This window comes from Leifsonia sp. C5G2 (assembly GCF_013359685.1).
Lineage (GTDB): Bacteria > Actinomycetota > Actinomycetes > Actinomycetales > Microbacteriaceae > Leifsonia.
Map to the genome: position 1 here is coordinate 54,527 of NZ_JABFMV010000012.1, position 21,151 is coordinate 75,677.

Consider the following 21,151-nt stretch of genomic DNA (forward strand, 5'->3'; position numbering starts at 1 on the left):
CTGAGGAGTGCGTCAAGCTGAGCCGCGCGCGAAGTCGAGTGCGGGTCCCACGCTCGTCGAAATGCACCAAACGTTCGGCGTCACGTGGCTCAGCGCCACGCCTAAAGCTTCCGATACCTGCGCCCATGTCAATTGCGAAAGATGTTGCAGCCGGGAGTGGATTTAGTCGCGCGCACGGCGCCCCGCCTGGCGACGTGGGGTCCCCTTGATTGTCTTGACTCGTGCGCGAAACTCGTCCTTGCTGGCCCGGATGTCGACGCGTCCGTCCTTAACAAGCAGCAAGTTCAGGGCGACGAATCCGATGAGGGCCCCAACCACAAGAACGAACAATCCGATGGCTTCAGCGTAATGCGCGCTCAACAGCATCACGATGAAGCCGGCGGCACCCACCAAGGCCACGAAGATGGCCAAGCATGATGCCAGTCGGTTGATCGAGATGGAGAGGCGCTTTCGGACCGCATCGGGCTCCCGTGCAGCTCCCTTATTCGAAGTGCGGCACGGCAACTTGCGTGCGGCCCTCCCGCAGTCGAGGTGTTCAACCCCGAACTCTGATGCGCGGCAGGGTGGGTTCCGATCGGCCAAGTCCGGCCGCTCTCTGCTTGTCAACATGGCGTCCCTCCTCAACGTGAGTCCGACGCGACTTGTCGAACCTAGAGCCCCAGTCGAACATCCGGCCGTGGACGATCTCGGGTATCTGCGATGGCGGAGCAGTGGTACCACTAATTTGAGGTATTCTCACGTTTCACCGGCGTTTCACAAGTCCTTCATTCGCCGGTCGTAGCGTCTGGGTAGACCCCGACCCAGGTACACGAAAAAGATTTGGGAGGCTCCAGTGATAAAGATTTGCACTAGCAGCCCCACCGTCCTGAACCGGGCTGGCGTGGAGGTAGACGTGAAGGAGCGGGCCGGCGTACTCCTGCGGATTCTGTTGCTCGATCCGGACCCGCGAGTTCCGGTCGAAGGTGCTGCTGCTGTCATGGGAATTGCGACCTCGGGATTTGGCCAGTACTTGGCGCAACTACGTCGCTCCTTCGGGGACGACGCTCTCGTGCCGCGAGCCAACGGGCACGTCTGGTTCGCCGGTGATCGCGAAGGCAACGATGCCGCGCTCATCAAATCCATCCACAGCGAGGTCGCGCATGAATATCCAGATTCAGCGGCTTTGAGCCCAGAGACTGCAGGGCGGATCATGCCGGGCCTCGAGCGGATTGAGCGACTGTATGCGGGCAATCCGGCCATGGGTCTTTCGGGCTTCAGCATCGATGACGTGCCGGACCAGTATGTGCAATGGGCGATCGCACTCGACGACGTGGTGTCCGAGTGGATGGAACGTTGGAGCTCGGTGCAGCTTTTGCTCGCGGATTGCAGAATGACTTTGGCGCCGGATCGTCAAACGGGTCGCCGCGTACTTGCTGACTTGCTCAAAATAGCTCGCAACCGCGATCCGGATGAAGAGGTTTTTCCACGCCTCCTCCGCGCGGCCAAAATGTCCCAGGACATTCGCCAGCATCGCAATGCGTGGGAGTTGGTACGGAGATTCTATGAGCAAGAACGCATAGATTTTCCGGATGAACTGTCGGAGCTGGCTCCGAGAGTTTCGAGCCTGCCCAACACTCCTTGGGCGCCGCACAGGGCACGGCCGCTCAGCGAGCCGCTGGAATCCGGGATCAAGGTTGAGGATCATCTTCACGAAATCGCTCGACTGCTCGGGATCACGACCGATTCGACACTCGCGCTACGCGGTGCGGAGGTGGAACCAGCGGAATGCATCGCACGAACCACTCGTCGGCTCTACTTCTCAGGGATCTTGGCGTCAAAGTGGGTTATGGAGCCTGGCCTCCGAAGCGAATTCGATGAAATGCTGATTCGCCTAGACGGAGAACGCGACGAGCCAGGCGACGTGCGATTTATGATAATCGACCCAGATGGGGACGCGTACAAAGAGCTATTGCAATTACGCGGGGGTCGTCTGAGCAAGGAGTCGGTTCCTCATCTGCGCGACCTCGCATCGCGGCACCCGTCCTTCGAGGTGCGGGTAGTGAACTCTCTGCCGGCCTTCCGCATCGTGGTTATCGACGACGATGTGGTCAGTTTCTCGCCTTACGCGCTTGAGGGAGAACGCTATGCCACGAGCAAGCTCGGCTGGGAAGCTCCGCACGTGCTGCTTGACCCCCTCGCGCCATACCCGCTCGCAGACGCCTTCCGGCTCTACTTCGAGGAACGGTGGCTAAGCGCGAAGGTGCTCTAGTTACAAGCAACTGGCGAAACTCTGGATCTTGGGAGGAACTGGAATGGTACAGAACGGCATCGTGCTTGGGCGGTTTCAACCGCTACACCTCGGGCATGTTGAATACCTGGATGCGGCCCGCGCTCGATGCGTTCGCCTCTTCATTGGCATCACCAATCCTGACCCAAGCCCTTCTTTGATCGTGGAGAGCGACTCGAAGAGGTCGGAAACAGCGAGCAACCCCTTCACATACATCGATCGCCACCTAATGATCGAGCAGGGCTTGATTGAGCTGGGCTGGGCGCGTCAAGACTTCTGTTTGATGGCTGCTCCCATTACCGATCCGAAACGCTTATCGTCGTACCTCCCGTCCCCCAGGACATCTGAGTTCTTTGTCACCATTTACGACGACTGGGGCGACCAAAAGGCGCGCGAGATTACCGCGCTCGGTTACACCACTACCACCTTGTGGCGACGAACGCACGATCAGCGCCTGACGTCTGGGACCGAAATTAGAGCGGCGATGCGGTCAGGGCAACCCTGGCGACATCTGGTACCCACCGGGGTAGCGGACTACATCGTCGAGAATGAGCTCGAAAGTGCAGTGGCGGCGAAGTCATGATCGACCTATCAGAGGGCCTAGCCGATCCCGCCAAGTATGGTTGGAAAGCGCACTACTTGAGCCTTATGCTCGTCGGCGGGTTTGCTGTACCGCACGCGATCGCGATCGATCCCGAGGAGGACCTGCACGGTCTGCCATTCGATGAGCAAACAGTCTTAGCGGTTAGAAGTTCTGGATTCGGCGAAGACGATACGTCTGAATCTCACGCAGGCCGGTTTACGACGGTGTTGAACGTCGACGGGGAAGATGCCGTCAGGATCGCCGTCCACAGCGTCAGGGCAAGCGGAGACAACGAAATGCCGATGGGTGTTGTTATCCAGGAAATGGTCGAAGCGCCCATTCTGTCGGGTGTGGCGTTTTCATGTCATCCGATCACGCTCGACCCTGAGCTCATAACGATCTCTTGGGTAGCTGGGTTGGGTGTGGGGCTCGTTGACGGTACCGCGAAAGCGTGCGAGCTCGAGGTTCGTCGCATCGATGGGGCAATCGCCTCGGGTGACTGGCCCCTTTCCGCCGAGTTACTAACCGAGCTAGTGCACGCGGTGATTGCACTCGATGGCATTCTCGACAGTCCAGTCGACGTCGAGTGGACGATTGATTCTGATGGAGCATTGTTGCTTCTTCAAGTGAGGCCGGTCGTGATCGGGCCAGCCTTATGCGTCGACCTCGACCGTGCTCAAGCGTTCGATAGCCTTCCGGGCCCCGTGAAAAGCCATAACAAGATATCCCTCCGTCGCGATGCCGTAAGGTTGCATATTCCTATGTCACGAGCGCGCGCGGTGGTGGCCACCCGCGGCGATAGCCGTCCGTCGATACCGGAGATGGTGCCGAGCGAGGAGTCGTCGGGCCGTAGCGTCGTCCTGCTTCATCCGCGCCGCGTGAATGGACGCATCGTACGAAAGTTCTCGATGGACCGCCCTATGGATGTAGAGCTAGCTTTGCGCGGATGCGAACGATATGCGATACGTCAGTATCCCGATCCGAACTTCGCTGTCGGTGCGGTAGAACGCGTCCTAGCAACGGGTCTCGAAGCGAGCCCGCTTTCGTGTGTCATCGAGCAAGAACTGTTGTATGCCTATGCCACCGGCATCCTGCGGCGCACGCGTGAGGGCTATCTGATCGAGCTCGCCGTTGGGCACTTCGTGCCCAAAGGATACGTAGAGACATGCACGTTTGTACTCAACGAGCAAGGCGAGGTGTTGTTGCGCTCGCGGCCCTTGCAGTCCAAGGCGTATCAGTTCGTGAACGGGCACGTTGTAGTTGAGTCACCGCCGTTCGAACAGCTAGATGTCTCGGACATCGACCTGGAGAGAACCGTAAGTACTCTCGTTCCACTTATCAACGAGCGACCCAGCGCGGCGATCGAATTTGGCCTGCTTGGAGTCCCCGGCCGTTTGGCCCCCTACATGATTGATATTGCCGAAAGCGACGATAAGGGTGGTCGGATGTCTTCGGTCGAAATTGAGCGAGGGATAGTCTCGTCTGGGTCAGCTGTAGGGACGGTTGTCGATCTCCGAGTCGCGCCGTCGCTGATCGATCTAGATTCCCATTTGCACGACGGTGTGTCCCCTAGTCGAAAGGTTTCCACCGAGTCCTCCATTTATGTCGCACGGCGGGCTTCTGTGGAACTTCTCACCCTCGTTAGGACCTGTCATCCGTCCAGCGGCTTCGTGTTCGAGCAGGCATCGCTACTGTCTCACCTCGCCGTGGTCATGCGAGAGCGGGGTATTGCGGGACTGATTGCGAGTCCCGAGGTACTCGATCGTCTTACCTCTTCAGGCGGCCGATGGCGGCTCGATACCTCAAAGAAGGACCCTGTCACCCCGGCGGAAGTGAGTGCAAATTGACGACGATAGTCACCTCGTATGTCAATCCGGATCTAGACGGCGTAGCGTCGGCGATCCTGGTCGCCGGCTACCTCATGCCGGCCGCCTCGTTGAGGTTTGCCGGCCGTCTCAATGCCGAAACGCTCGGCGTTCTCGGCGCTTTGAGACTGCAGTCCGACCTTGGCGATTTCCTACAGCCGGTCACAAACCCCGCAAACTTCGTTCTTGTGGATTGCCACCATCCCGCTCAGCTGCCCAGCTTTGTCCGGCCCGAAGACGTCATACAGGTAATCGACCATCACCCGGACGGGCATCCCGAGGCGTTTCCCAATGCCGTCGTACAAAACGAGAAGGTCGGTGCCGCGACGACCTTGGTGGTCGAACACGTGCTTCTCCGGCCGGCGTCGCCGCTACCAGCTATTTCGGCGCATCACGCAGGCCTAGTTGCATGCGCAATCGCATCGAACACACTCGATTTCACCGCACCATCGACAAGCGCTCGCGACATGAAAGTTTTCGGCTTGGTCCGTCGCTTGGCGCAAGGCATCGAACTTGATCCTCTTCTTGCCTCGATGAGAGAATGGCGCGCGCAAATTCTCTCCGCCTCAACTCGTGAAGCGGTAGAACACGACGTAAAAGTTATCGACTCCAGTTTGGGCAAGGTTGCGGTAGCGCAGATAGAAGCACACGGCGCTCGGGTCCTGATTCATCGACCTGAGCTCCGACAAGAACTCGAGGCGCTGGCATCTAGCCGCGGTGCCATTTCGGCCTTGCTCAGCTTGGTAGACACGGAGGAGGGCACGACGACTCTCTTTGTCACGAATTCAGAAGTTGGCAAGCTAGTCGCCGCGCTACACCCTTCCTCGCAGAGCGAATTCGTTTTTAAGCTTCCCTACATCGCACTCCGCAAGACCCACGTAATCCCCGCGTTGCAAGGCTGAGATCGACGCAGCCATTCATTCCAGACCCTGACTAAGCGTTGAAGACTGGCTAAACGCAATAGAACCATTCTGACTACGGATCTTCACCATTGACTGGGTCGTCGACTCTCTCACCGGATTCAAGGAAGAAGATTTGCCCACAATTTGCCCACAATCGAGCGAGTTCCTGTGTGATCGCGGTCATCTCCTGAGGTCAAAAAGCGCGGAATTCCGCGGTTTTCGGACCCTTGCTGGTAGGGACTAGATGGTGGTCGCAGTTTTCGAGTCCCTCCAGGGGACGCCGACGTGCACGACGGTCGCCAGGGCGCTCCAGAGGCTCTGACGGCGCCCTCACCGACGGTTGGGATGGCGACGGGAATGATCGGCTGCTCGCGGTGGGCTACCATTCCGGCATGACGAACTCCGCCCACATCGAAGACATCCCGATCGGCGGTGAGGGCATCCGCCTCGGGCAGTTCCTAAAGTTCGCCGGGCTCCTCGACTCGGGCGGCAACGTCAAGGAAGCCATCATCGACGGCTACGTCACCGTGAACGGCGAGGTCGATCGCCGGCGCGGACGGCAGCTGCAGCTCGGCGACGTCGTGACGTTCGAGGGGCGCAGCGTCCGCGTCTCTGCGTAGGTCGCCCGACGGGGCGTGCCCCAGCGGCAGGCCCTGGACACCGCCCGCAATCGATGAGACCCTGCCCCATGTCCGCAGCCGACCACCAGACCCTCCGCATCCTCGACGGCCACTACGTCCTCGAGCGTCTGACCACCGCTGCCCCGCAGACCGACGTGCTCGCCACCGTCCACGGCCCCGACGGCGGCGCCCGGATGCGGCGCGACGACTCCGCCACCGCCGACACCTGGGTCGCCCTCTGGAACGGCGACGCCGCGCATCCGCCGGAGGCGACGGGCATGCTCGCCGCGATCGTCGCGTCGCTCGCGGCGGGCGGTGTGCCGGTGTGGACGGCCGCGAGCTACGACGGCGACATCGTCCTCGTGCCGCAGGACCGCTTCGCGGACGCCACGCAGCTGCTCCGCGGCGCCGGCCACGCCATCAGCTGACGGCCCGGCCTCACACTTCCAGCGACATGTCCAGCACGTTGCCGTGCTCCGGGTCGCCGCCGCGAACCAGCACGTACCGGTGCAGGATCCGTGCCTGGTAGACGTCCATCGGGCCTCCCGCGTTGACGTCGGCCGGTGAGAGCGCACGACCGGACGGGAGACGGTCGTTGAGCGCACGCAGGGCCGCATCCACCTCGTCCGCCGGGACGCGGGAGGCCGTCGCGTCGAAGTACGCCGCCTCCGCGCTCCCCACCGGGACCGTCGAGTCGAAGACCGTCACGGCGACCGACGAGCGGGACGCGATGTTCCGGGAGTGCCGCGCGTCCGCGCCGGACACCCAGCACAGCCGGTCGCCGCCGAGCGGGGCGAAGAACACGGGCGTCGCCCACGGGCGTCCCGAGGCATCGGCGGTGGCCAGCACGCAGTAGCGGTTCGCGGTCAGGATGCGGTCGATGGTGGCGCGATCGGTCATGGCGACCTCCTCAAAGAAAATCAGTGATGCGGGGCGCCCAGCGGCGCGTGGGCCGGCGACGGAACCGGGCGGCCCGACGGGCGGGCGAACAGCGTCCGGATGGTTCGGGCGACGGTTGTGCGTTCCATGATGACCTCCGAAGAGACGAGACGGGTGGATTCAGTGCGCCGGCACCGCGGCCGGCTTCCGCACCAGCAGCGCCAGCGCGATGACCGCCAGCGACAGCACGCCGCCGGCGACGAACGCCAGGTGCGCTCTTTCGGCGTGCTCATCCGGGTGATGGTGTCGCTCATGCGCAGGCTTGCCCCGTGGCAGGTCGCCGACGCCAAGGCCATCGCCGACCCCGGGAACCGTCTGTCCGCCGACACCGCGATCGCGTCGCCGGCCCTGCTCATGGGAGGGTCGCGGATTCCCGCGCGCCTCGGGCGTCGGCTCGGCTCTATGGCGACCATGCTTCCGCAGATCTTCGGTGTCGTGATCGAGGGCCAGGGGCACAGCGCGAACTCCCGGGACACAGAAGCAGATAGTATATTGGTACTTCGGTAAAAAGTCTTGAGTACTAGACCTCACGCTGGTAGCTTCGGGCTTCCGGGGGTCGCCGACTTGAGTTCGCTCCAGAGGGGTTGCGAACTGCTGTCTACGCCATTGGTCTCAACGACGAAAGTTGCTACACAATGCAGATGAAGAAGTACATGGGGGGAATCGCTCTCGCCGCGTCGGCCGCGCTGACCATGGGGCTGCTCGGGGCGTCTCGTGCGCTAGCGGATACCGCGACGGACGATCCGCTCGGCGCCGTCACCAGCGCGACGCCGTCAACGGCAAACAATGCCGCAACGGTGACCACGAAGGAGACAGGCGAAAACGCTATTTCCGCAACCGTGGCCGGCGCCGACGTCACTGTTCCCATTGACCCGTCCTCGGGAATCTCCCTCGGTACGAGCGCTGGCGACCTCACCGTTTCGCTTCCGTTTGCCGCGAAGGCTGACGACGCGGCAGCAGAGAAGAAGGGCGTCGTCTCCTACGACAACAACAACGGCTCGACGACGGTCCCGGTTGTGACCAAGGACGGCTCGCTGCAGGTCAACGCCGTCATCTCTGCTGCGACTGCGCCGAAGCGCTACACCTACGACCTCACCCTTCCGGCGGGAGGCCAGATCGTCCAGGCGGGGGAGGGCTACTTCATAGTCAATGCCGAGAGCAACGCGGTGGCGTATGTCTCTGCCCCTTGGGCGAAGGACGCCAACGGCGCGCAGGTCCCGACTCATTACGAACTGAGTGGCAGCACGCTGACTCAGGTGGTGGACTTCACGTCCACGACAGCGTTTCCGGTCGTGGCTGACCCGCAGTTCGCCTGGCACGGCATCCTGCCCTCGGTCAAGCTCACCCGCGCCGAGACGAAGACTGCAACGACACTCACGGGCATGGCAACCGTGTGTGGCTGGGTCGGGCGATACACGAGTGCCGCGGGCGCTGCTCTGTGCGGTCTCAATGCGGCGTCTATCATCGTGAACACGCAGCGCATCTACTTCAACGAGAAGCGCTGCGCGCAGCTTCTCGTAGGCCCTGGGGTCATCGGAACCATCGGTTATTCGGGAGGGTACTGCAAGTGAAGATTCGTGATGCATTCCGCTCGGACGCGCGACGGGCTATAAACGCCACGCCCGCCCGTCGGATTGCGTCGTTCGGTTCGATGCTCGTGCTGGTCGCGCTAGCAGTGGCATTCGGATCTGTCGCTCCCTGGTGGGTGTGGCCGGTGCTAGTAGTCCTTGAGGGAATCGTCTTTCTTGTTCTCGGGAACCACTGGGCCGGACAGGATGCACTCGCTAGAGAACCTCAAGAGTGAAGCGAGGGGGTGTGGCCAACGGCTGCGCCCCTTCCGCTCTCAGCGCCGAACGTTTGTCAGGATGCTGTCGGCGATCGCCACGAACACCTCGCCAACGCGGGACACCCACAACTTGATCGTCCACTTTCGGCCCGGTTCGCGCTTATGCATCTACCGCCCTCCTAGTGCAGACCGAGGGTAGCGCATGTGGCTCCTGGTTCCGATGGGAGCCCGAAGAGATGGCTCGACTCATCAACGAGTTCTCCCTGGCGTGCTCGGCCCGGACGTCTCCTCCCGGCTGTCCGACCGGGTGCGCACGGCCGGGGGCGGCCCTGCTGACGTGTCACGATCGGTCATGGTGGCGTCTCCAGGCCGAGTGAGCGGTCAGTGGTGCGGGGCGCCCAGCGGCGCGTGGGCCGGCGGCGGAACCGGGCGGCCCGACGGACGGGCGAACAGCGTCCGGATGGTTCGGGCGACGGTTGTGCGTTCCATGATGACCTCCGAAGAGACGAGACGGGTGGATTCAGTGCGCCGGCACCGCGGCCGGCTTCCGCACCAGCAGCGCCAGCGCGATGACCACCAGCGACAGCACGCCGCCGGCGACGAACGCCAGGTGCGCCCCAGCGGCAGCGGCCGCCGCGGACGGCAGGTCCGGGTCGGCGGCCCCGGTCGAGGTGACACCGGTGGCGTACAGCGCCACGAAGATCGCGGTCCCGGCGGCTCCGGCGACCTGCTGCAGCGTGGCGATGGTGGCGCTGCCGTGCGAGTACAGGGCCGGCGGAAGCGAGCCGAGCGAGGAGCTGAACGCGGGAGTGAAGAGGAACGCCAGCGACAGCATCAGGACGATGTGCGCCCCCAGGAGCACCACCCACGACGAGCCGACCCCGAGCGCGAAGGCGAAGGTCCACAGCGACGCGGCCAGGCCGATCGAACCGGGGATCACCAGCGGGCGCGGGCCGAAGCGGTCGTACAGGCGGCCGACGGTCGGGCCGGCGAGGCCCATCAGCAGGCCGCCGGGGAGCAGGATGGCGCCCACCCAGATCGGCTCGAGGCCCAGCGTGTAGCGGGCGAACTGCGGCACGACGATGAACGCGCCGAACAGCGACACCATCGCCGCGGTCATCATCGCCACCGAGACGGCGAAGTCGCGGGAGAGGAAGGTCCGTAGGTCGAGCAGGGCGGAGTCCGTGCGCTGCAGCACGACCTGCCGCCAGCCGAAGAAGCCGAGCGTGATGAGACCGGCGACGATCGGGATCCAGGGCTGCACGGCGGCCTCGCCCACGGCGGCGGCACCGATCTCGCTGAGCCCGAAGACGAGGGCGGAGAAGGCGAGAGCCGAGAGGATGACGGAGAGCGTGTCGAGCGGGACCTTCCGCGTCTCCGACACGTTCGGCACCTTGCGCACGCCCACGGCGAGCATCGCGGCGCCGATCGGCAGCATCACCCAGAACAGGCCCTGCCACGGCAGCACCTGGATGAGCGCTCCCGACACGATCGGACCCACCGCGGGCGCGACCGACATGACGATCGAGACGCGGCCCATGATGCGGCCGCGCTCATCCGGCGGCACGATGGTCATGACCGTCGTCATCATCAGCGGCATCATGATGGCGGTGCCGACGGCCTGGATGACGCGGCCGGCCACCAGCACCTCGAACACGGGCGACAGGGCGGCGACGAGGGTTCCGGCGACGAAGCTCGACATGGCGACCGTGAAGACGGCGCGCGTCCGCAGCCGCTGCATGAGCCATCCGGTGATCGGGATGACGACGGCCATGGTCAGCGCGAACGCCGTCGTCAGCCACTGGCCTTCTGTGGCGTCGATGTGCAGGGACTCCTGGATGCGCGGCAGTGCCACCGCCATCATCGTCTCGTTCAGGAAGACGACGAACACCGCGGCGAGCAGCAGCCCGAGCGCGGTGCGGTCGCGGGCCGTCAGGGCGGAGGCAGGAGCCGGGGCGGCGGCAGCGACCCCGGCGGTCTCTGCATCGTCGCGGGCGATGGTGTCGGTCATGGGTCGTCCCCTTCGTCGGAGTTGCGTCGATGAATTGCTGCAAAAAATAAAGCACACTGCAAATAGTGAAGTCAAGTGGTAATATCGGCGACATGACGAACCAGCACTACGGACAGTTCTGCGGACTCGCGCGGGCGGCCGAGATCGTCGGCCAGCGCTGGACGCTGCTGATCCTGCGCGACCTCAGCGTCGGTCCCCGGCGCTACTCGGAGCTGGTGGCCGGCCTCCCGGGCATCCCGACGAACACGCTGGCGACGCGGCTGAAAGAACTCGAGGACGAGGGGCTGGTGGCTCGGACGGCTCCATCGGGCGCTGAGCGCTCGGTCGTCTATGCGCTGACCCCGCGCGGCGACGAGCTGCGCCCGACGCTGGACGCGCTCTCCCGGTTCGGGGCCGGAGGGATGCGGACCCCGCGCGAGGGCGAGATCGTGACGAGTGCCTCCATCACGTCAGCGTTGCAGGTGGCGGCGGGGGAGGGCGTGGTGCCCGAGGATTGGGACTCGGTCTACACGGTGCGCGTCGGCGAGATCGAGGCGCATGTGATCATGCGGGACGGGGCGATCACCGTCGGCGAGGGCCCGGCCGAGCATCCCGACCTCATCATTACGGCCGGCCCGCAGATCCGCGACGTGCTCGCGGGCGAACTGGATGCGCCGACCGCCGTCGCGACGGGAGTCGTCCAGCTGGAAGGGGACGCCTCCCTGTTCGAACGTTTTGCGGAGACCATGCGGGTGCCGTACAGCGCGCACGTGCCCGCTGAGGCGTGATGGCCGCGGTCTGCGGGCCCGAACTCACAGACCGCGGCCCATCTCAGGGCATGAACCGCAACCACTCCTGCCGCGACAGCCGCAGCCGTCGCCCGAGGTGCTCCACCACCCACTCGTCGGGGGTCGAGGAGACGTAGACGGCCAGGATGGTGTGCGCCGTCCACTCCTCCGTTCCGCGCGTCCAGTGCACCAGGTGGAACTCCGCGCCGATGCGCGGCGTGAGGCCGATCGGCAGCTCGATGTCGGTCATGTCCCCCTCCCGTTCCGGGGTGAGGCGGCCGATGGCCCGATCCTCCGGCGACGGCTCACCCCTGTGCGCAGCACGCTACGGCGGCGGGGGAGTGGGGCGCGTCACCCGGCACGGGTGACCCTGGGGGTGACTCGGGTGCGGCGGCCGTCGACGCGAGGCGGTCAGAGCGTGTCGCCCGTGCCCAGCGGCTCCAGCAGGCCGAGATCGGCCGCGCGGTCGACGGCGGCGGAGCGGGACTGCACGTCCAGCTTCCGGTAGATGCGGGCGATGTGGGTCTTCACCGTGTTGAGGGAGACGTAGCTGCGGCTCGCGATCTCGGCGTTCGAGAGGCGCGTGGGCAGGTACGCGAGGATGGCGAGCTCGCGCCGGGTGAGCGGGTCGGGGAGCTCCTCCGCGACGGCGTGGCCGACGGCCCCGGCGATGCGCACGAGCCGGCGGCGGAACGCGTCGGGCGCCCCGGGGAGGGATTCGATGAGCGCCGCGACCGGACGGCCCGCGGCGAGGAAGGGGCCGAGCAGCTGCTCCGGTTCGGCGAGCGAGAGGGCGCGGACGAGGTGCCGCTCCGAGGCGCCGCGGTCGCCGGACGAGGCGTGGAACCAGCCGAGCGCCAACTCCTGCTCGACCTCGGCGATGAGCGACGGCGAGGGGTCGTCCCGGAGCGCGTCCCGCAACCGGCGACCCGCGCCGGTCGTGTCGCCGCGTACGAGACGGGCGGCGACCTCCTCGAACGAGACGGAGGACCAGCCCTCGGGCGTCTCGTGCGCCGGCTCCGGCAGGCCGGCCAGGCGGGCGGCGCGCAGGCGGAGGGCGTCCAGCTCGACCTGCACCACGGGCGGCGCGGGGGTGGGCGGCTCTTCGACCTCGGTGGGGCCGTCCGGACCGGGGGAGAGCCGTTCCGCCAGCACGGCGAGCCAGAGCAGCTGGTGCCGGGCGTTCCCCGTCGCGCGCAGCACGCCCTCCCGCAGCGAGAGCGCGCCCGACTCCGGCGTGCCGCGGCGCGCGGCGACGAGGGCGAGCGCGATGTACGGGTCGCCGGTGGACTGGTGCCCGAGCAGCGCGGTCTCCTCCGCCAGCTGGAGCGCCTCGTCGGCCCGCGCTGTCGCCTCCACCAGCCTCCCGCTCAAGGCGTCGACCACGGCGCGGCTGCCCAGGGCGTGGATGCGGTAGGGCGCATACAGCGCGCCGGGGGAGGCCAGCATGCGGTCGAGCCGTTCCGCCGCCGGGCCGAGCCGGCCCAGGAACAGCTCCGCCCGTGCGACGGACGCCGCGGTGAGCGCGTACAGCGGCTCGCGCTGGGTCAGCTGCATGATGTCGGGCAGCGACATCTCCGGGTCCGCGTCGAGCGCCGCCAGGGCCAGCTCGCCGTCGACCAGGAGCGCCTCGGCGGGCGGGACGAACTGGACGCCGGCGGCCAGGTACCCGCGGGCGATCGTCCTGATCCCGTCCTCCAGGTCCGGGCGGTCGGCGACGATGCGCAAGACCTCCAGGGCCTCCCTGGCGTGCCCGCTGATACCGAGCGCGATGCCGTAGAGGACCTCCGCCCGCGGGTCCGAGCGGCGTACCTCCGCGGGGACAGCGGAGAGCCAGCGCACCAGCGTGGCGGCGTAGCCGACCTCGAACGCTTCGCGGCCCGTGGAGAGCACCAGCTCCAGAGCGTCGTCCCACTGCCGGGCGCGCAGCAGTGCCTCCACCGCGGTCACGGCATCGTCTCGGTCCCGCGACCAAGCGGCGAGCTGCACGAGCAGGGCCTGCTCCAGACCCGGATGCTCGACGCGCAGCCGCAGCCGCATCAGGTTGCGGAAGAGCGGATGGAAGGCGAACCATCCCGGACGCTGCGGCTGCGCGGTGAGGAACATCGACTCGCGCTCCAGCTGGCGCAGCAGGTCGGGGGCCGGCCCCTCGCCGGCGAGCAGGGGCACCAGGTCGGGGTGCAGCTCGTCCGCCACCGACAGGCGGAGCAGTGCGTCCCTCCGCTGCGGCGGCTGCGCATCCAGCACCTCCTCGCCCAGGTAGTCGACGATCAGCCGGTCCGACTCGGCGATGCTGGCCAGCAGGTCGTCGTCGGGCCGCGACCGGAGGGTGAGGCCGGCGAGCTGCACGCCGGCGGCCCAGCCGTCCGTGTGCTCCCGCACCAGAGCGGCGGTGCGGGCGGGCACTTCCCCGCCGCTCAGCAGGCCGAGCAGCCGGGCGGCGTCGTTGTCGTCGAACCGCAGCTCCCGCTGCCGGATCTCGACCAGCGAGTGGCGCAGGCGGTGCTGCGTGAGCCGCATCCCGGTGTCGACCCGGGAAGACAGCACCAGGTGGGAAGTGGGCGGGAGGAGGTCGGCCAGCCGCCACAGGTCGTCGACGAGGGCGGGGTTGCGCAGCTTCTGGACGTCGTCGACGACGATCGCAACCTCGGCCTCGGCGTCCGCGAGCGCGCCGGCGACGGCGTCGAGGTAGGCTTCGCCGAGACCGCCCGTGGTCTCCGGCTGCGGGAAGGCGGAGGCGATCGACGGGTGCGCCCCGGCCAGCGCGGCGCCGAACCGGCGCGCGAAGCGCACGGCGTCGCGGTCCGCGTCCGACACCTCGAACCAGGCCACGGCGAGGTCGGGACGCGACGCCACCCACTGCGACAGCAGCACGGTCTTACCGGACCCCGCGGGGGCGATGACGACGGTCAACGGCGACCGGATGCCCGCATCCAGCAGCCGCAGCAGGCCGGGACGGGCGACCGCGTGGACCGGGATAGAGCGGCGGTCTGGCATCCGGGGCTCCCGTGATCGGACTTCGGGATACGTGTGTAGAAGTCATCCTATTGGGGTGACGACAGCCTCCACCCGCTCCGCCATCATGCGCAACAGGGGAACGAAAGGGTGGTTCTGCATGGCGGGCCGGCATGTGGAGGTCGTGGTCGAAGGCAATCTCGGGTCGCTGCTGGAACAGGTCGGGGCGCTGCACGGCTTCGCCTGCACGGCCACCCCGGACGGCGGCACCAGCATCGTGGGGCAGGTGGCGGACCAGGCGACGCTGCTCGGCCTGCTCGAGCTGCTGGACGAGCTCCACGTCGAGGTGGTGTCGGTGCGGCGGGTGGAGCTCTAAGAGCGGCTCCTCGCGGAGGAGCGGAGCGAGCGGGCGGCGGACCGTCCGTCCGGCCTCTGCCGCATTTCCAGGATACCGGAGGGGCGGGGGCTTGCGGCAAGGGCCCCGGCATCCACCAGAATGGCTGGTCGCGGCCGGAATTCGACGATCATCGGGCGCGGGGACGGGGCGAGGATGACGGAACACGTGTACGACGCGATCATCGTGGGCGGGGGCCCGACCGGGATGATGCTGGCCGCCGAGCTGCGGCTGCACGACGCGGACGTGCTGGTGCTGGAGCGGGACGCCGAGCCGACGCAACTGGTGCGGTCGCTCGGGCTGCACGCGCGCAGTCTGGAGATCATGGACCAGCGCGGACTGCTCGACCGGTTCCTCGAGCTCGGCACCCGCTACCCGGGCATCGGCAGCTTCGCGGGCATCCCGGCGCCACGGCCGGTCGTTCTCGACACCGCCCACGGGTACACGCTGGGCCTCCCGCAGCCGGTGACGGACCGTCTGCTCGCGGAGCGGGCGGCGGAACTCGGCGCCGAGGTCCGCCGCGGCGCGGAGGTGGCGGGCTTCGAGCAGGACGACGAGGGCGTCACCGTGTCGCTCGCCGACGGCGGGCGGCTGCGGGCGCGGTGGATGGTCGGCTGCGACGGGGGTCGCAGCCTCACCCGGCGCGCCCTCGGGATCGGCTTCCCCGGCGAGGCGCCCACTACGGAGTGGATCCTGGGCGAAGCGGAGGTGACCGCTCCGGCGGAGGAGATCGCCGCGATCTCGGAGGAGGTGCGGAAGACGCACCGCGGCTTCGGGATCGGGCCGGCAGGGGAGGGACGCTACCGCGCGGTCGTTCCCGCGGCGACCGTGTCGGAGGACCGTGCGACGCCGCCGACGCTGGACGAGTTCCGGGAGCAGCTGCGCGCCTACGCGGGCACCGACTTCGGCATCCACTCGCCGCGGTCCCTGTCCCGGTTCACCGACGCGACCCGGCTCGCAGACCGCTACCGCGTGGGCCGCGTGCTGATCGCGGGCGACGCCGCGCACGTGCACCCGCCGCTCGGCGGGCAGGGGCTGAATCTGGGGATCCAGGACGCGTTCAACCTCGGCTGGAAGCTCGCCGCCGAACTGAGCGGGCGCGCGCCGGAGGGGCTGCTCGACACGTACTTCGCCGAGCGGCACCCGGCGGCGGAGGAGGTGCTGACCGTCACGCGCGCGCAGAGCGAGCTGATCGACCCCGCGCCCGGACCGCAGGCCGTGCGCCGGCTGCTCACCGAGCTGATGGCGATGGACGACGTCGCCCGGTTCTTCGCCGAGAAGATCGCCGGTACCGGCGTCCGCTACGACCTCGGCGGCGGCCACGGGCTCGTGGGTCGCCGGATGCGCGACCTCCCGCTGACCCACGGCCGACTCTACGAGCGGATGCGCGACGGACGCGGGCTGCTGATCGACGAGACCGGCACGCTGTTGCCCGACGGCTGGGCGGACCGGGTCGACCTGGTCGCCGAGCCGGCGGAGGGGCTGGAAGCGCCGGCCGTACTGCTGCGTCCCGACGGCCACGTCGCCTGGGCGGGCGACGATCAGGCGGAGTTGGAGGACGCGCTGCGGCGATGGTTCGGGCGTCCCGTCGACTGAGGGTCAGGCGCTCCGGGCCAGCTCGGCGATGAGCACCTCGTCGGCGCCGTCGGTCCAGGTGTCGGTGCGAGCGACCGCGAAGCCTGCGGAGAGGACGGTCGCGGAGAGGTGCGCGACCGAGTCGAACGGGCTGTGGTCGATGAAAGCGGGCGGCGGGGCGGCCCGGTGGCGCGTCCGGTCGAAGGCGAGGAATGTGGCCGTGATCGCCCGGCCATTCGGGCGGAGGACGCGGGCCCACTCGGCGATCGCGGCGTCGGGGTGCGGGAACAGCTGCAGACCGGTCACGCACGTCACCAGGTCGAACGCGTCGTCGTCGAACGGGAGCCGCGTCGCGTCGGCGACGACCAGGTCGGCCTCCGGGAGGTGGCGGCGGGCCTCGTCGATCATGCGCGGCGCCAGGTCGACGCCGGATGCGGAACCCTCGTAGCCTCGGTCGCGGAGGGCGCGCAGGACGAGGCCGGTGCCGGTCGCGACGTCGAGCACCGCCTCGACGCCGGCGAGGTCGGCGAAGGCGGCGACAGCCGCAGCCAGGCCGCGGTGCATGGCGCTCTCGTCGTAGGTGGGGGCCCGGTCGTCGAAGCGTTCGCGGACCACCCGGAGGTGCTCGTCATCGGTCACGCGCGCCAGCGTAGCGGGAAGGCGAGGCCCGGGAGAAGGTGCGGCGGTCGACTCCACCCGAAAGAGCCGACCGCCGGCGCACCGGGAATGCAGTACAGCTGCCCGCCCCCTGCGGTTCAGCCTGCCATCCGGTTGCTTAGTGCACACATTAAGCGGAATCGGGACGAAGTCAACCCGTTCGCCGAATTCATCCCTGGATGTTCACGTCGAGTTCATGGTCGGAGGCCGAGCGTAGGGTGGAATCATGGCCCGCAACCGTGACGAGCAGCGTCGTGCGGCCGGCGAGTCGGACCCGCTCGTCGAGGCCGCGCGCTACCGCCTGCGCCGCGACGCGGAGGCTCGGGGCGAGCCGGTCGAGGAGGCGAACGCCGGCCAGCCGAGCATGGACCAGCGCGCGCAGATCGTCGAGACGGCGATCCAGCAGGCGATCCGCCGCGGCGACTTCGACGACCTGCCCGGTGCGGGGAAGCCGCTGCCCGGCCTGACCGGCACGCACGACCCCGACTGGTGGATCCGCCGCAAGATCGAGCGGGAGCAGCTCACCGGGCTCGGGCCGCCCGCGCTCCTGCTGCGCACGGAGGACAAGGAACTGGAGGACCGGCTCGACCGCCTGGGCTCCGAGAGCGCGGTGCGGGAGCATCTCGAGGGCTTCAACCGCCGGATCGTCGAGGCCCGCCGGCAGCTGCAGGGCGGCCCGCCGGTCGTCACCCCGACCCGGGACGTGGAGGCCGAGGTGGAACGCTGGCGCGACCGGCGCCGCGAACGACTGCGCCAGGCGGAGGAGGCGCGGCGGGCCCAGCAGGAGGCATACGCCGCGCTCTCCCGCCGAGAGCGGCGCCGGTTGCGGCGCGAGTCCGGCCGCTGATCGCGCCTGCGGGCGTCCATGGGGCGCAACACGCCGTCCCGGGTGCGGCGGTCACGGCGTGTTGCGGCCCATCGATCGGCGCTACTCGGTGAGGTGCTGGTGCGGCGCGGTGAAGTGGATGCTGTCCGCGGTCACGCCGACGAGCCCGAGGGTGACGCGCAGCAGCTGCGGCGGCAGTCCGTCGGCCGGGGGAGGGGTGGCGGCGCCGAGCGTGACGCCCTTGCCGTCCGGGCCGGTCGCGGTCGCGGAATCGAGGTAGACCTGAACGTTGCCGCGCAGCGCCATCTGGTCGGCGGTGGTCGCCAGCTTCGGGCCGGTGTCCTTGCGGACGGTCAGGCTGAACCCGTCGATGGTGATGCTGTCGGCGGAGATCTTGAGCACCGGGATGCGGCTGCCGTCGGCGAGCGGCACGGTCACCACGCTGATGCCCTTCAGGCCCGAGAACGACAGCGAGCTGCTGCCCAGCTGCGCCGGGGGCTGGGTGAAGACGGGAGCGCCGGCGTCCGGGGCCGCCGGGGCCGCGGGCGCGGTCGGCGTTGGCGTCGGGGTCGGAGCGCCGGGAACGGCGGGGGAGCCGGGCACCGGGAGCGCCGGGACGCCCGGGACACCGCTCGTCGGAATCGGGGTGGGGGTCGGGCTCGGCGAGCTGCACGACATGAAGAGCGGGATGCACCAGGCGGTGTGAGCGGTCGTCGGCACGCGCGCGGCGCCGAGGCCGGCGAGCGACGCGGCCACGCAGGCCACGAGTGCTCCGGCGACGAATCCCGAGCGGCGGCGGCTCACGCGATCGCGCCCTTCGCCGGGTCGGCCGGCTCTGCGGCGGCGCCGTCCGTGATCGCCGCGGTGCCGGTCTCGGCGTCGTCGGCCGCGTCGGCGTTGTCGGCCGCGCCCTCGTTCTCGACGTCGTCCGGCGCGGCCGGGTCGGTCTCCACTTCCGGCTTCGGCGGCATCCACGCCACGGTCAGCACTCCGCCGACGCAGCTCAGCAGCATCCCGATGAAGAAGCCGCCGAGGTTCACGCCGACCAGCGAGTACACCGCGACCGCGAGCGCGATGATGCCGTAGAAGATGCGGTGCGCGGGCATCGCGATCACGAGCACGCCGAGCACGACGAGGAGGATCGGGATGATCGTCGCCTGCAGCCCCTCGATGCCGAGCTGGACATGGATCTTGCCGATGTCGAGCTGACCCGAGAAGAACATCTCGATGCCGCCGAGGGCCGTGAGCAGGCCGCCCCAGAACGGCCGGCTCCGGCGCCAGGCGCGGAACCGGGCGCGGCCGCCGGGGGCGTCCGTCCCGTCCGCTGTGCCCTGCCGGGTGGCGTGCGCGGCCACGATCAGAAGCATCCCTTCGAGCCGTCGGTCAGCTGCACGTGCATGCCGTTGAGGGTGAAGACCGAGGCCTGGGTGCTCCACGCGGTCTGCTGCAGGTTCGTGATCGTGACGGTGTCGGCGTCCTGCGCGAAGTCGCCTGCCGCGCCCTTCGCCGTCGTGTTCACGGTGGAGGCGTCGACGCCGATGCGGATGTTGTGGAACTCGGAGTCGCCCTTGAGGTCCGTCATCCCGATCTGCAGGTCGGAGGCCGAGGCGGGGTTGCCGCCGCCGCCCGCGGTGATGAGCATGCCCACCTTGCCGAGCGGAGTGTCGGTGACGACCGCCTGGCAGAGGTCGGAGAGCGTGGCCGACTTGATGTTGGCGATGGCGACCTGGTGGTCCTTGCCCGCGGTGTCGGGGGCGACGCCGGCGTACTGCGAGAAGCCGGTCCCGTCGAGCTTGGTCGCGCTGATCTGGAACTGGCTGCCGGAGACGGCGAACGACACGGGCACAGCGCCCTGCGCGACGCCGGTCATCAGCACCGTGGAGACGATCGCGACGGGGACGGCGGCGAGAACGATCCGTCCGGCGTGCGAACCGGCGAGCTTTCGGAACTTCATCGATCCTCCTGTTCGGGGGACTTGACAGCAACGCCGCAGTCAGGTCCAGATGCGAGCTTAGACGTTATTGACCGTGTGTCAATAGTTGCGCCTGCACACCGTTCGCTTGAGCGAGGCGGATAGGCTCGACGCATGGAGAACGACCGGCGCACGCGGTTGACGCCGGACGAGCGTCGGGCGCAGCTGGTCGCGCTCGGGGTGGCGTTCCTCGCCGACAACCCGCTGGACCAGCTGACGATCGACGACCTGTCGGCGCGCGCTGGCGTCTCGCGCGGCCTCCTGTTCCACTACTTCGGGTCGAAGCAGGGGCTCCACCGGGAGGTCGTGCGCACGGCCCGCGACGCCATGCTGCACGCGACGGAACCGGTCGACGGCCTCCCGCCGCTCGACCGGCTGCACGACACGCTGGAGCGGATCGTCGCGTTCGTGCGCGAGCACAGCGGCACGTTCTACTCCCTGGTGCGCGGTGTCGCGTCCGGGGACACCGAGGTGCGCCAGGTGGTCGAGGAGGCCCGTGCCGAGCAAGCGGAGCGCGTGGTGGCCGTGTTCCTCGAACTCGGCGCGGCGGACACCCCGATGCTGCGCATCGCGCTGCGGTCGTGGATCGCCTTCGCCGAGGAGGCGCTCGTCGAGAGCGCCATCGGCACCGACCTGGCCTCGGAGGAGATCGTCGGTTTCCTGGAGCGGAGCGCCCGCGGCGTCGTCGACGCCCTGGGCTAGATCCCCTCCTCCTCCACGTCGTCCTCGGTCAGCACGCCGTCCTCCTCGGAGTCGCCGCCGTGCTCGTCGTACACCGGCTCGGCCTCGCGTGCCTGGCCGCCGGTCGGGCCGTCGTTGCCGTCGCCCGGCCCGGACCAGATCGTCTCGCCGGCGACTGCGTCGTTGGTGACCAGTTCGTCGGCGAAGTCGGCCTCGGCCTCCGGGTCGTTCAGCGCGTAGTCCACGTCGCCGTCCGCCGGGTCGGCCCAGCCGGGGGTCTCGCCCGCGTCGGTCTCGCCGATCTCGACGTCGTCGACTCCGTCCTCCGGAATCCGCTCCATGCGCAGCCTCC

The 21,151-nt window shown here is 68.0% G+C and carries 23 protein-coding genes; 13 read left to right on the forward strand and 10 right to left on the reverse strand.

Translation table 11 applies throughout. The features are described from left to right. Window positions 1-162 precede the first annotated feature (162 nt). Window positions 163-411 (reverse strand): hypothetical protein, encoded by a 249-nt coding sequence (locus tag HNO83_RS15155; protein WP_175338359.1) that lies wholly within the window; start codon window positions 409-411, stop codon window positions 163-165. 481 nt (window positions 412-892) lie between these two features. On the opposite strand from HNO83_RS15155, the gene HNO83_RS15160 reads away from it, so the two are divergent. The 6 genes from HNO83_RS15160 (at window position 893) to HNO83_RS15185 (ending at window position 6,664) form a co-directional block, all read left to right on the forward strand. Further along, entirely contained in the window at window positions 893-2,248 is a 1,356-nt protein-coding gene (locus HNO83_RS15160; protein WP_175338360.1) for a hypothetical protein, read from the forward strand. A gap of 43 nt (window positions 2,249-2,291) precedes the next feature. After that, window positions 2,292-2,849, forward strand: a complete 558-nt coding sequence (locus HNO83_RS15165) for an adenylyltransferase/cytidyltransferase family protein (RefSeq protein WP_175338361.1) — start codon at window positions 2,292-2,294, stop codon at window positions 2,847-2,849. A gap of 65 nt (window positions 2,850-2,914) precedes the next feature. Further along, window positions 2,915-4,696 carry a PEP/pyruvate-binding domain-containing protein gene (locus HNO83_RS15170; RefSeq protein ID WP_249776772.1) on the forward strand — a complete coding sequence of 594 codons (1,782 nt, stop codon included), beginning with the start codon at window positions 2,915-2,917 and terminating at the stop codon, window positions 4,694-4,696. After that, window positions 4,693-5,616, forward strand: coding sequence for a DHH family phosphoesterase (locus HNO83_RS15175; protein ID WP_175338363.1), 924 nt, complete (start codon window positions 4,693-4,695; stop codon window positions 5,614-5,616). Before HNO83_RS15170 ends, HNO83_RS15175 begins: the two co-directional genes overlap by 4 nt. Window positions 5,617-6,008: 392 nt before the next feature. Then, window positions 6,009-6,236 carry an RNA-binding S4 domain-containing protein gene (locus HNO83_RS15180; protein ID WP_175338364.1) on the forward strand — a complete coding sequence of 76 codons (228 nt, stop codon included), beginning with the start codon at window positions 6,009-6,011 and terminating at the stop codon, window positions 6,234-6,236. Between the two features lie 68 nt (window positions 6,237-6,304). Continuing rightward, the gene (locus tag HNO83_RS15185) at window positions 6,305-6,664 is read left to right on the forward strand and encodes an ACT domain-containing protein (RefSeq protein ID WP_175338365.1); all 360 of its coding nucleotides are present in this window, start codon (window positions 6,305-6,307) and stop codon (window positions 6,662-6,664) included. A 10-nt stretch (window positions 6,665-6,674) separates the two neighbouring features. Here the strand turns inward: HNO83_RS15185 and HNO83_RS15190 are convergent, their stop codons facing one another. Further along, on the reverse strand, window positions 6,675-7,136 hold the full coding sequence (locus HNO83_RS15190; protein WP_175338366.1) for a pyridoxamine 5'-phosphate oxidase family protein: 462 nt from the start codon (window positions 7,134-7,136) through the stop codon (window positions 6,675-6,677). A gap of 153 nt (window positions 7,137-7,289) precedes the next feature. Between HNO83_RS15190 and HNO83_RS15195 the strand changes: the two genes are divergently transcribed. Beyond that, window positions 7,290-7,682, forward strand: coding sequence for a hypothetical protein (locus tag HNO83_RS15195; RefSeq protein WP_175338367.1), 393 nt, complete (start codon window positions 7,290-7,292; stop codon window positions 7,680-7,682). A 134-nt stretch (window positions 7,683-7,816) separates the two neighbouring features. Continuing rightward, complete coding sequence (locus HNO83_RS15200) at window positions 7,817-8,746, forward strand: hypothetical protein (RefSeq protein ID WP_175338368.1); 930 nt, start codon at window positions 7,817-7,819, stop codon at window positions 8,744-8,746. Window positions 8,747-9,481: 735 nt separating this feature from the next. Here the strand turns inward: HNO83_RS15200 and HNO83_RS15205 are convergent. Continuing rightward, window positions 9,482-10,972: a DHA2 family efflux MFS transporter permease subunit gene (locus tag HNO83_RS15205; RefSeq protein ID WP_175338369.1), complete on the reverse strand. Its 1,491-nt coding sequence runs from the start codon at window positions 10,970-10,972 to the stop codon at window positions 9,482-9,484. Window positions 10,973-11,064: 92 nt separating this feature from the next. Between HNO83_RS15205 and HNO83_RS15210 the strand changes: the two genes are divergently transcribed. Beyond that, a complete protein-coding gene (locus tag HNO83_RS15210; protein ID WP_175338370.1) occupies window positions 11,065-11,739 on the forward strand; it encodes a winged helix-turn-helix transcriptional regulator in 675 nt (224 codons plus the stop codon). 43 nt (window positions 11,740-11,782) lie between these two features. On the opposite strand, the gene HNO83_RS15215 is transcribed toward HNO83_RS15210, so the two are convergent. Then, window positions 11,783-11,989: a hypothetical protein gene (locus HNO83_RS15215; RefSeq protein WP_175338371.1), complete on the reverse strand. Its 207-nt coding sequence runs from the start codon at window positions 11,987-11,989 to the stop codon at window positions 11,783-11,785. Window positions 11,990-12,150: 161 nt separating this feature from the next. Further along, window positions 12,151-14,736: a winged helix-turn-helix domain-containing protein gene (locus HNO83_RS15220; protein WP_175338372.1), complete on the reverse strand. Its 2,586-nt coding sequence runs from the start codon at window positions 14,734-14,736 to the stop codon at window positions 12,151-12,153. A gap of 118 nt (window positions 14,737-14,854) precedes the next feature. Between HNO83_RS15220 and HNO83_RS15225 the strand changes: the two genes are divergently transcribed. Beyond that, window positions 14,855-15,070, forward strand: a complete 216-nt coding sequence (locus tag HNO83_RS15225; RefSeq protein ID WP_175338373.1) for a DUF8691 family protein — start codon at window positions 14,855-14,857, stop codon at window positions 15,068-15,070. A gap of 174 nt (window positions 15,071-15,244) precedes the next feature. Continuing rightward, window positions 15,245-16,684, forward strand: a complete 1,440-nt coding sequence (gene rox / locus HNO83_RS15230) for a rifampin monooxygenase (protein ID WP_217499110.1) — start codon at window positions 15,245-15,247, stop codon at window positions 16,682-16,684. A gap of 3 nt (window positions 16,685-16,687) precedes the next feature. Here rox and HNO83_RS15235 read toward each other — a convergent pair whose 3' ends face one another. Further along, window positions 16,688-17,302: a class I SAM-dependent methyltransferase gene (locus HNO83_RS15235; RefSeq protein ID WP_175338374.1), complete on the reverse strand. Its 615-nt coding sequence runs from the start codon at window positions 17,300-17,302 to the stop codon at window positions 16,688-16,690. 244 nt (window positions 17,303-17,546) lie between these two features. On the opposite strand from HNO83_RS15235, the gene HNO83_RS15240 reads away from it, so the two are divergent. Beyond that, on the forward strand, window positions 17,547-18,167 hold the full coding sequence (locus tag HNO83_RS15240) for a DnaJ family domain-containing protein (RefSeq protein WP_175338375.1): 621 nt from the start codon (window positions 17,547-17,549) through the stop codon (window positions 18,165-18,167). 81 nt (window positions 18,168-18,248) lie between these two features. On the opposite strand, the gene HNO83_RS15245 is transcribed toward HNO83_RS15240, so the two are convergent. Genes HNO83_RS15245 through HNO83_RS15255 form a run of 3 tightly spaced genes read right to left on the reverse strand, consistent with a single transcriptional unit; the run spans window position 18,249 to window position 20,100 of the window. After that, a complete protein-coding gene (locus HNO83_RS15245; protein WP_175338376.1) occupies window positions 18,249-18,950 on the reverse strand; it encodes a hypothetical protein in 702 nt (233 codons plus the stop codon). Further along, on the reverse strand, window positions 18,947-19,513 hold the full coding sequence (locus HNO83_RS15250; RefSeq protein ID WP_249776767.1) for a DUF6114 domain-containing protein: 567 nt from the start codon (window positions 19,511-19,513) through the stop codon (window positions 18,947-18,949). Before HNO83_RS15250 ends, HNO83_RS15245 begins: the two co-directional genes overlap by 4 nt. Continuing rightward, window positions 19,504-20,100 carry a DUF6230 family protein gene (locus HNO83_RS15255; RefSeq protein WP_175338377.1) on the reverse strand — a complete coding sequence of 199 codons (597 nt, stop codon included), beginning with the start codon at window positions 20,098-20,100 and terminating at the stop codon, window positions 19,504-19,506. The genes HNO83_RS15250 and HNO83_RS15255 overlap by 10 nt, the downstream gene beginning before the upstream one ends. Before the next feature lie 132 nt (window positions 20,101-20,232). Here HNO83_RS15255 and HNO83_RS15260 point away from each other — a divergent pair, with 132 nt between their 5' ends. Continuing rightward, window positions 20,233-20,820 (forward strand): TetR/AcrR family transcriptional regulator, encoded by a 588-nt coding sequence (locus tag HNO83_RS15260; protein ID WP_175338378.1) that lies wholly within the window; start codon window positions 20,233-20,235, stop codon window positions 20,818-20,820. Here HNO83_RS15260 and HNO83_RS15265 read toward each other — a convergent pair. After that, window positions 20,817-21,140, reverse strand: a complete 324-nt coding sequence (locus HNO83_RS15265; RefSeq protein ID WP_175338379.1) for a hypothetical protein — start codon at window positions 21,138-21,140, stop codon at window positions 20,817-20,819. The two genes, HNO83_RS15260 and HNO83_RS15265, sit on opposite strands and share 4 nt — an antisense overlap. Between the last annotated feature and the right edge of the window lie 11 nt (window positions 21,141-21,151).

Excerpts from the sequence above, each read along its gene's own strand:
- HNO83_RS15210 (WP_175338370.1), top strand. The coding sequence starts at position 11,065 with ATGACGAACCAGCACTACGGACAGTTCTGCGGACTCGCGCGGGCGGCC.
- HNO83_RS15165 (WP_175338361.1), top strand. The coding sequence starts at position 2,292 with ATGGTACAGAACGGCATCGTGCTTGGGCGGTTTCAACCGCTACACCTC.
- HNO83_RS15180 (WP_175338364.1), top strand. The coding sequence starts at position 6,009 with ATGACGAACTCCGCCCACATCGAAGACATCCCGATCGGCGGTGAGGGC.
- HNO83_RS15255 (WP_175338377.1), bottom strand. The coding sequence starts at position 20,100 with ATGAAGTTCCGAAAGCTCGCCGGTTCGCACGCCGGACGGATCGTTCTC.
- HNO83_RS15240 (WP_175338375.1), top strand. The coding sequence starts at position 17,547 with ATGGCCCGCAACCGTGACGAGCAGCGTCGTGCGGCCGGCGAGTCGGAC.
- HNO83_RS15200 (WP_175338368.1), top strand. The coding sequence starts at position 7,817 with ATGAAGAAGTACATGGGGGGAATCGCTCTCGCCGCGTCGGCCGCGCTG.
- HNO83_RS15260 (WP_175338378.1), top strand. The coding sequence starts at position 20,233 with ATGGAGAACGACCGGCGCACGCGGTTGACGCCGGACGAGCGTCGGGCG.
- HNO83_RS15225 (WP_175338373.1), top strand. The coding sequence starts at position 14,855 with ATGGCGGGCCGGCATGTGGAGGTCGTGGTCGAAGGCAATCTCGGGTCG.
- HNO83_RS15205 (WP_175338369.1), bottom strand. The coding sequence starts at position 10,972 with ATGACCGACACCATCGCCCGCGACGATGCAGAGACCGCCGGGGTCGCT.
- rox (WP_217499110.1), top strand. The coding sequence starts at position 15,245 with ATGACGGAACACGTGTACGACGCGATCATCGTGGGCGGGGGCCCGACC.
- HNO83_RS15265 (WP_175338379.1), bottom strand. The coding sequence starts at position 21,140 with ATGGAGCGGATTCCGGAGGACGGAGTCGACGACGTCGAGATCGGCGAG.
- HNO83_RS15190 (WP_175338366.1), bottom strand. The coding sequence starts at position 7,136 with ATGACCGATCGCGCCACCATCGACCGCATCCTGACCGCGAACCGCTAC.
- HNO83_RS15220 (WP_175338372.1), bottom strand. The coding sequence starts at position 14,736 with ATGCCAGACCGCCGCTCTATCCCGGTCCACGCGGTCGCCCGTCCCGGC.
- HNO83_RS15250 (WP_249776767.1), bottom strand. The coding sequence starts at position 19,513 with ATGCTTCTGATCGTGGCCGCGCACGCCACCCGGCAGGGCACAGCGGAC.
- HNO83_RS15185 (WP_175338365.1), top strand. The coding sequence starts at position 6,305 with ATGTCCGCAGCCGACCACCAGACCCTCCGCATCCTCGACGGCCACTAC.
- HNO83_RS15215 (WP_175338371.1), bottom strand. The coding sequence starts at position 11,989 with ATGACCGACATCGAGCTGCCGATCGGCCTCACGCCGCGCATCGGCGCG.
- HNO83_RS15170 (WP_249776772.1), top strand. The coding sequence starts at position 2,915 with ATGCTCGTCGGCGGGTTTGCTGTACCGCACGCGATCGCGATCGATCCC.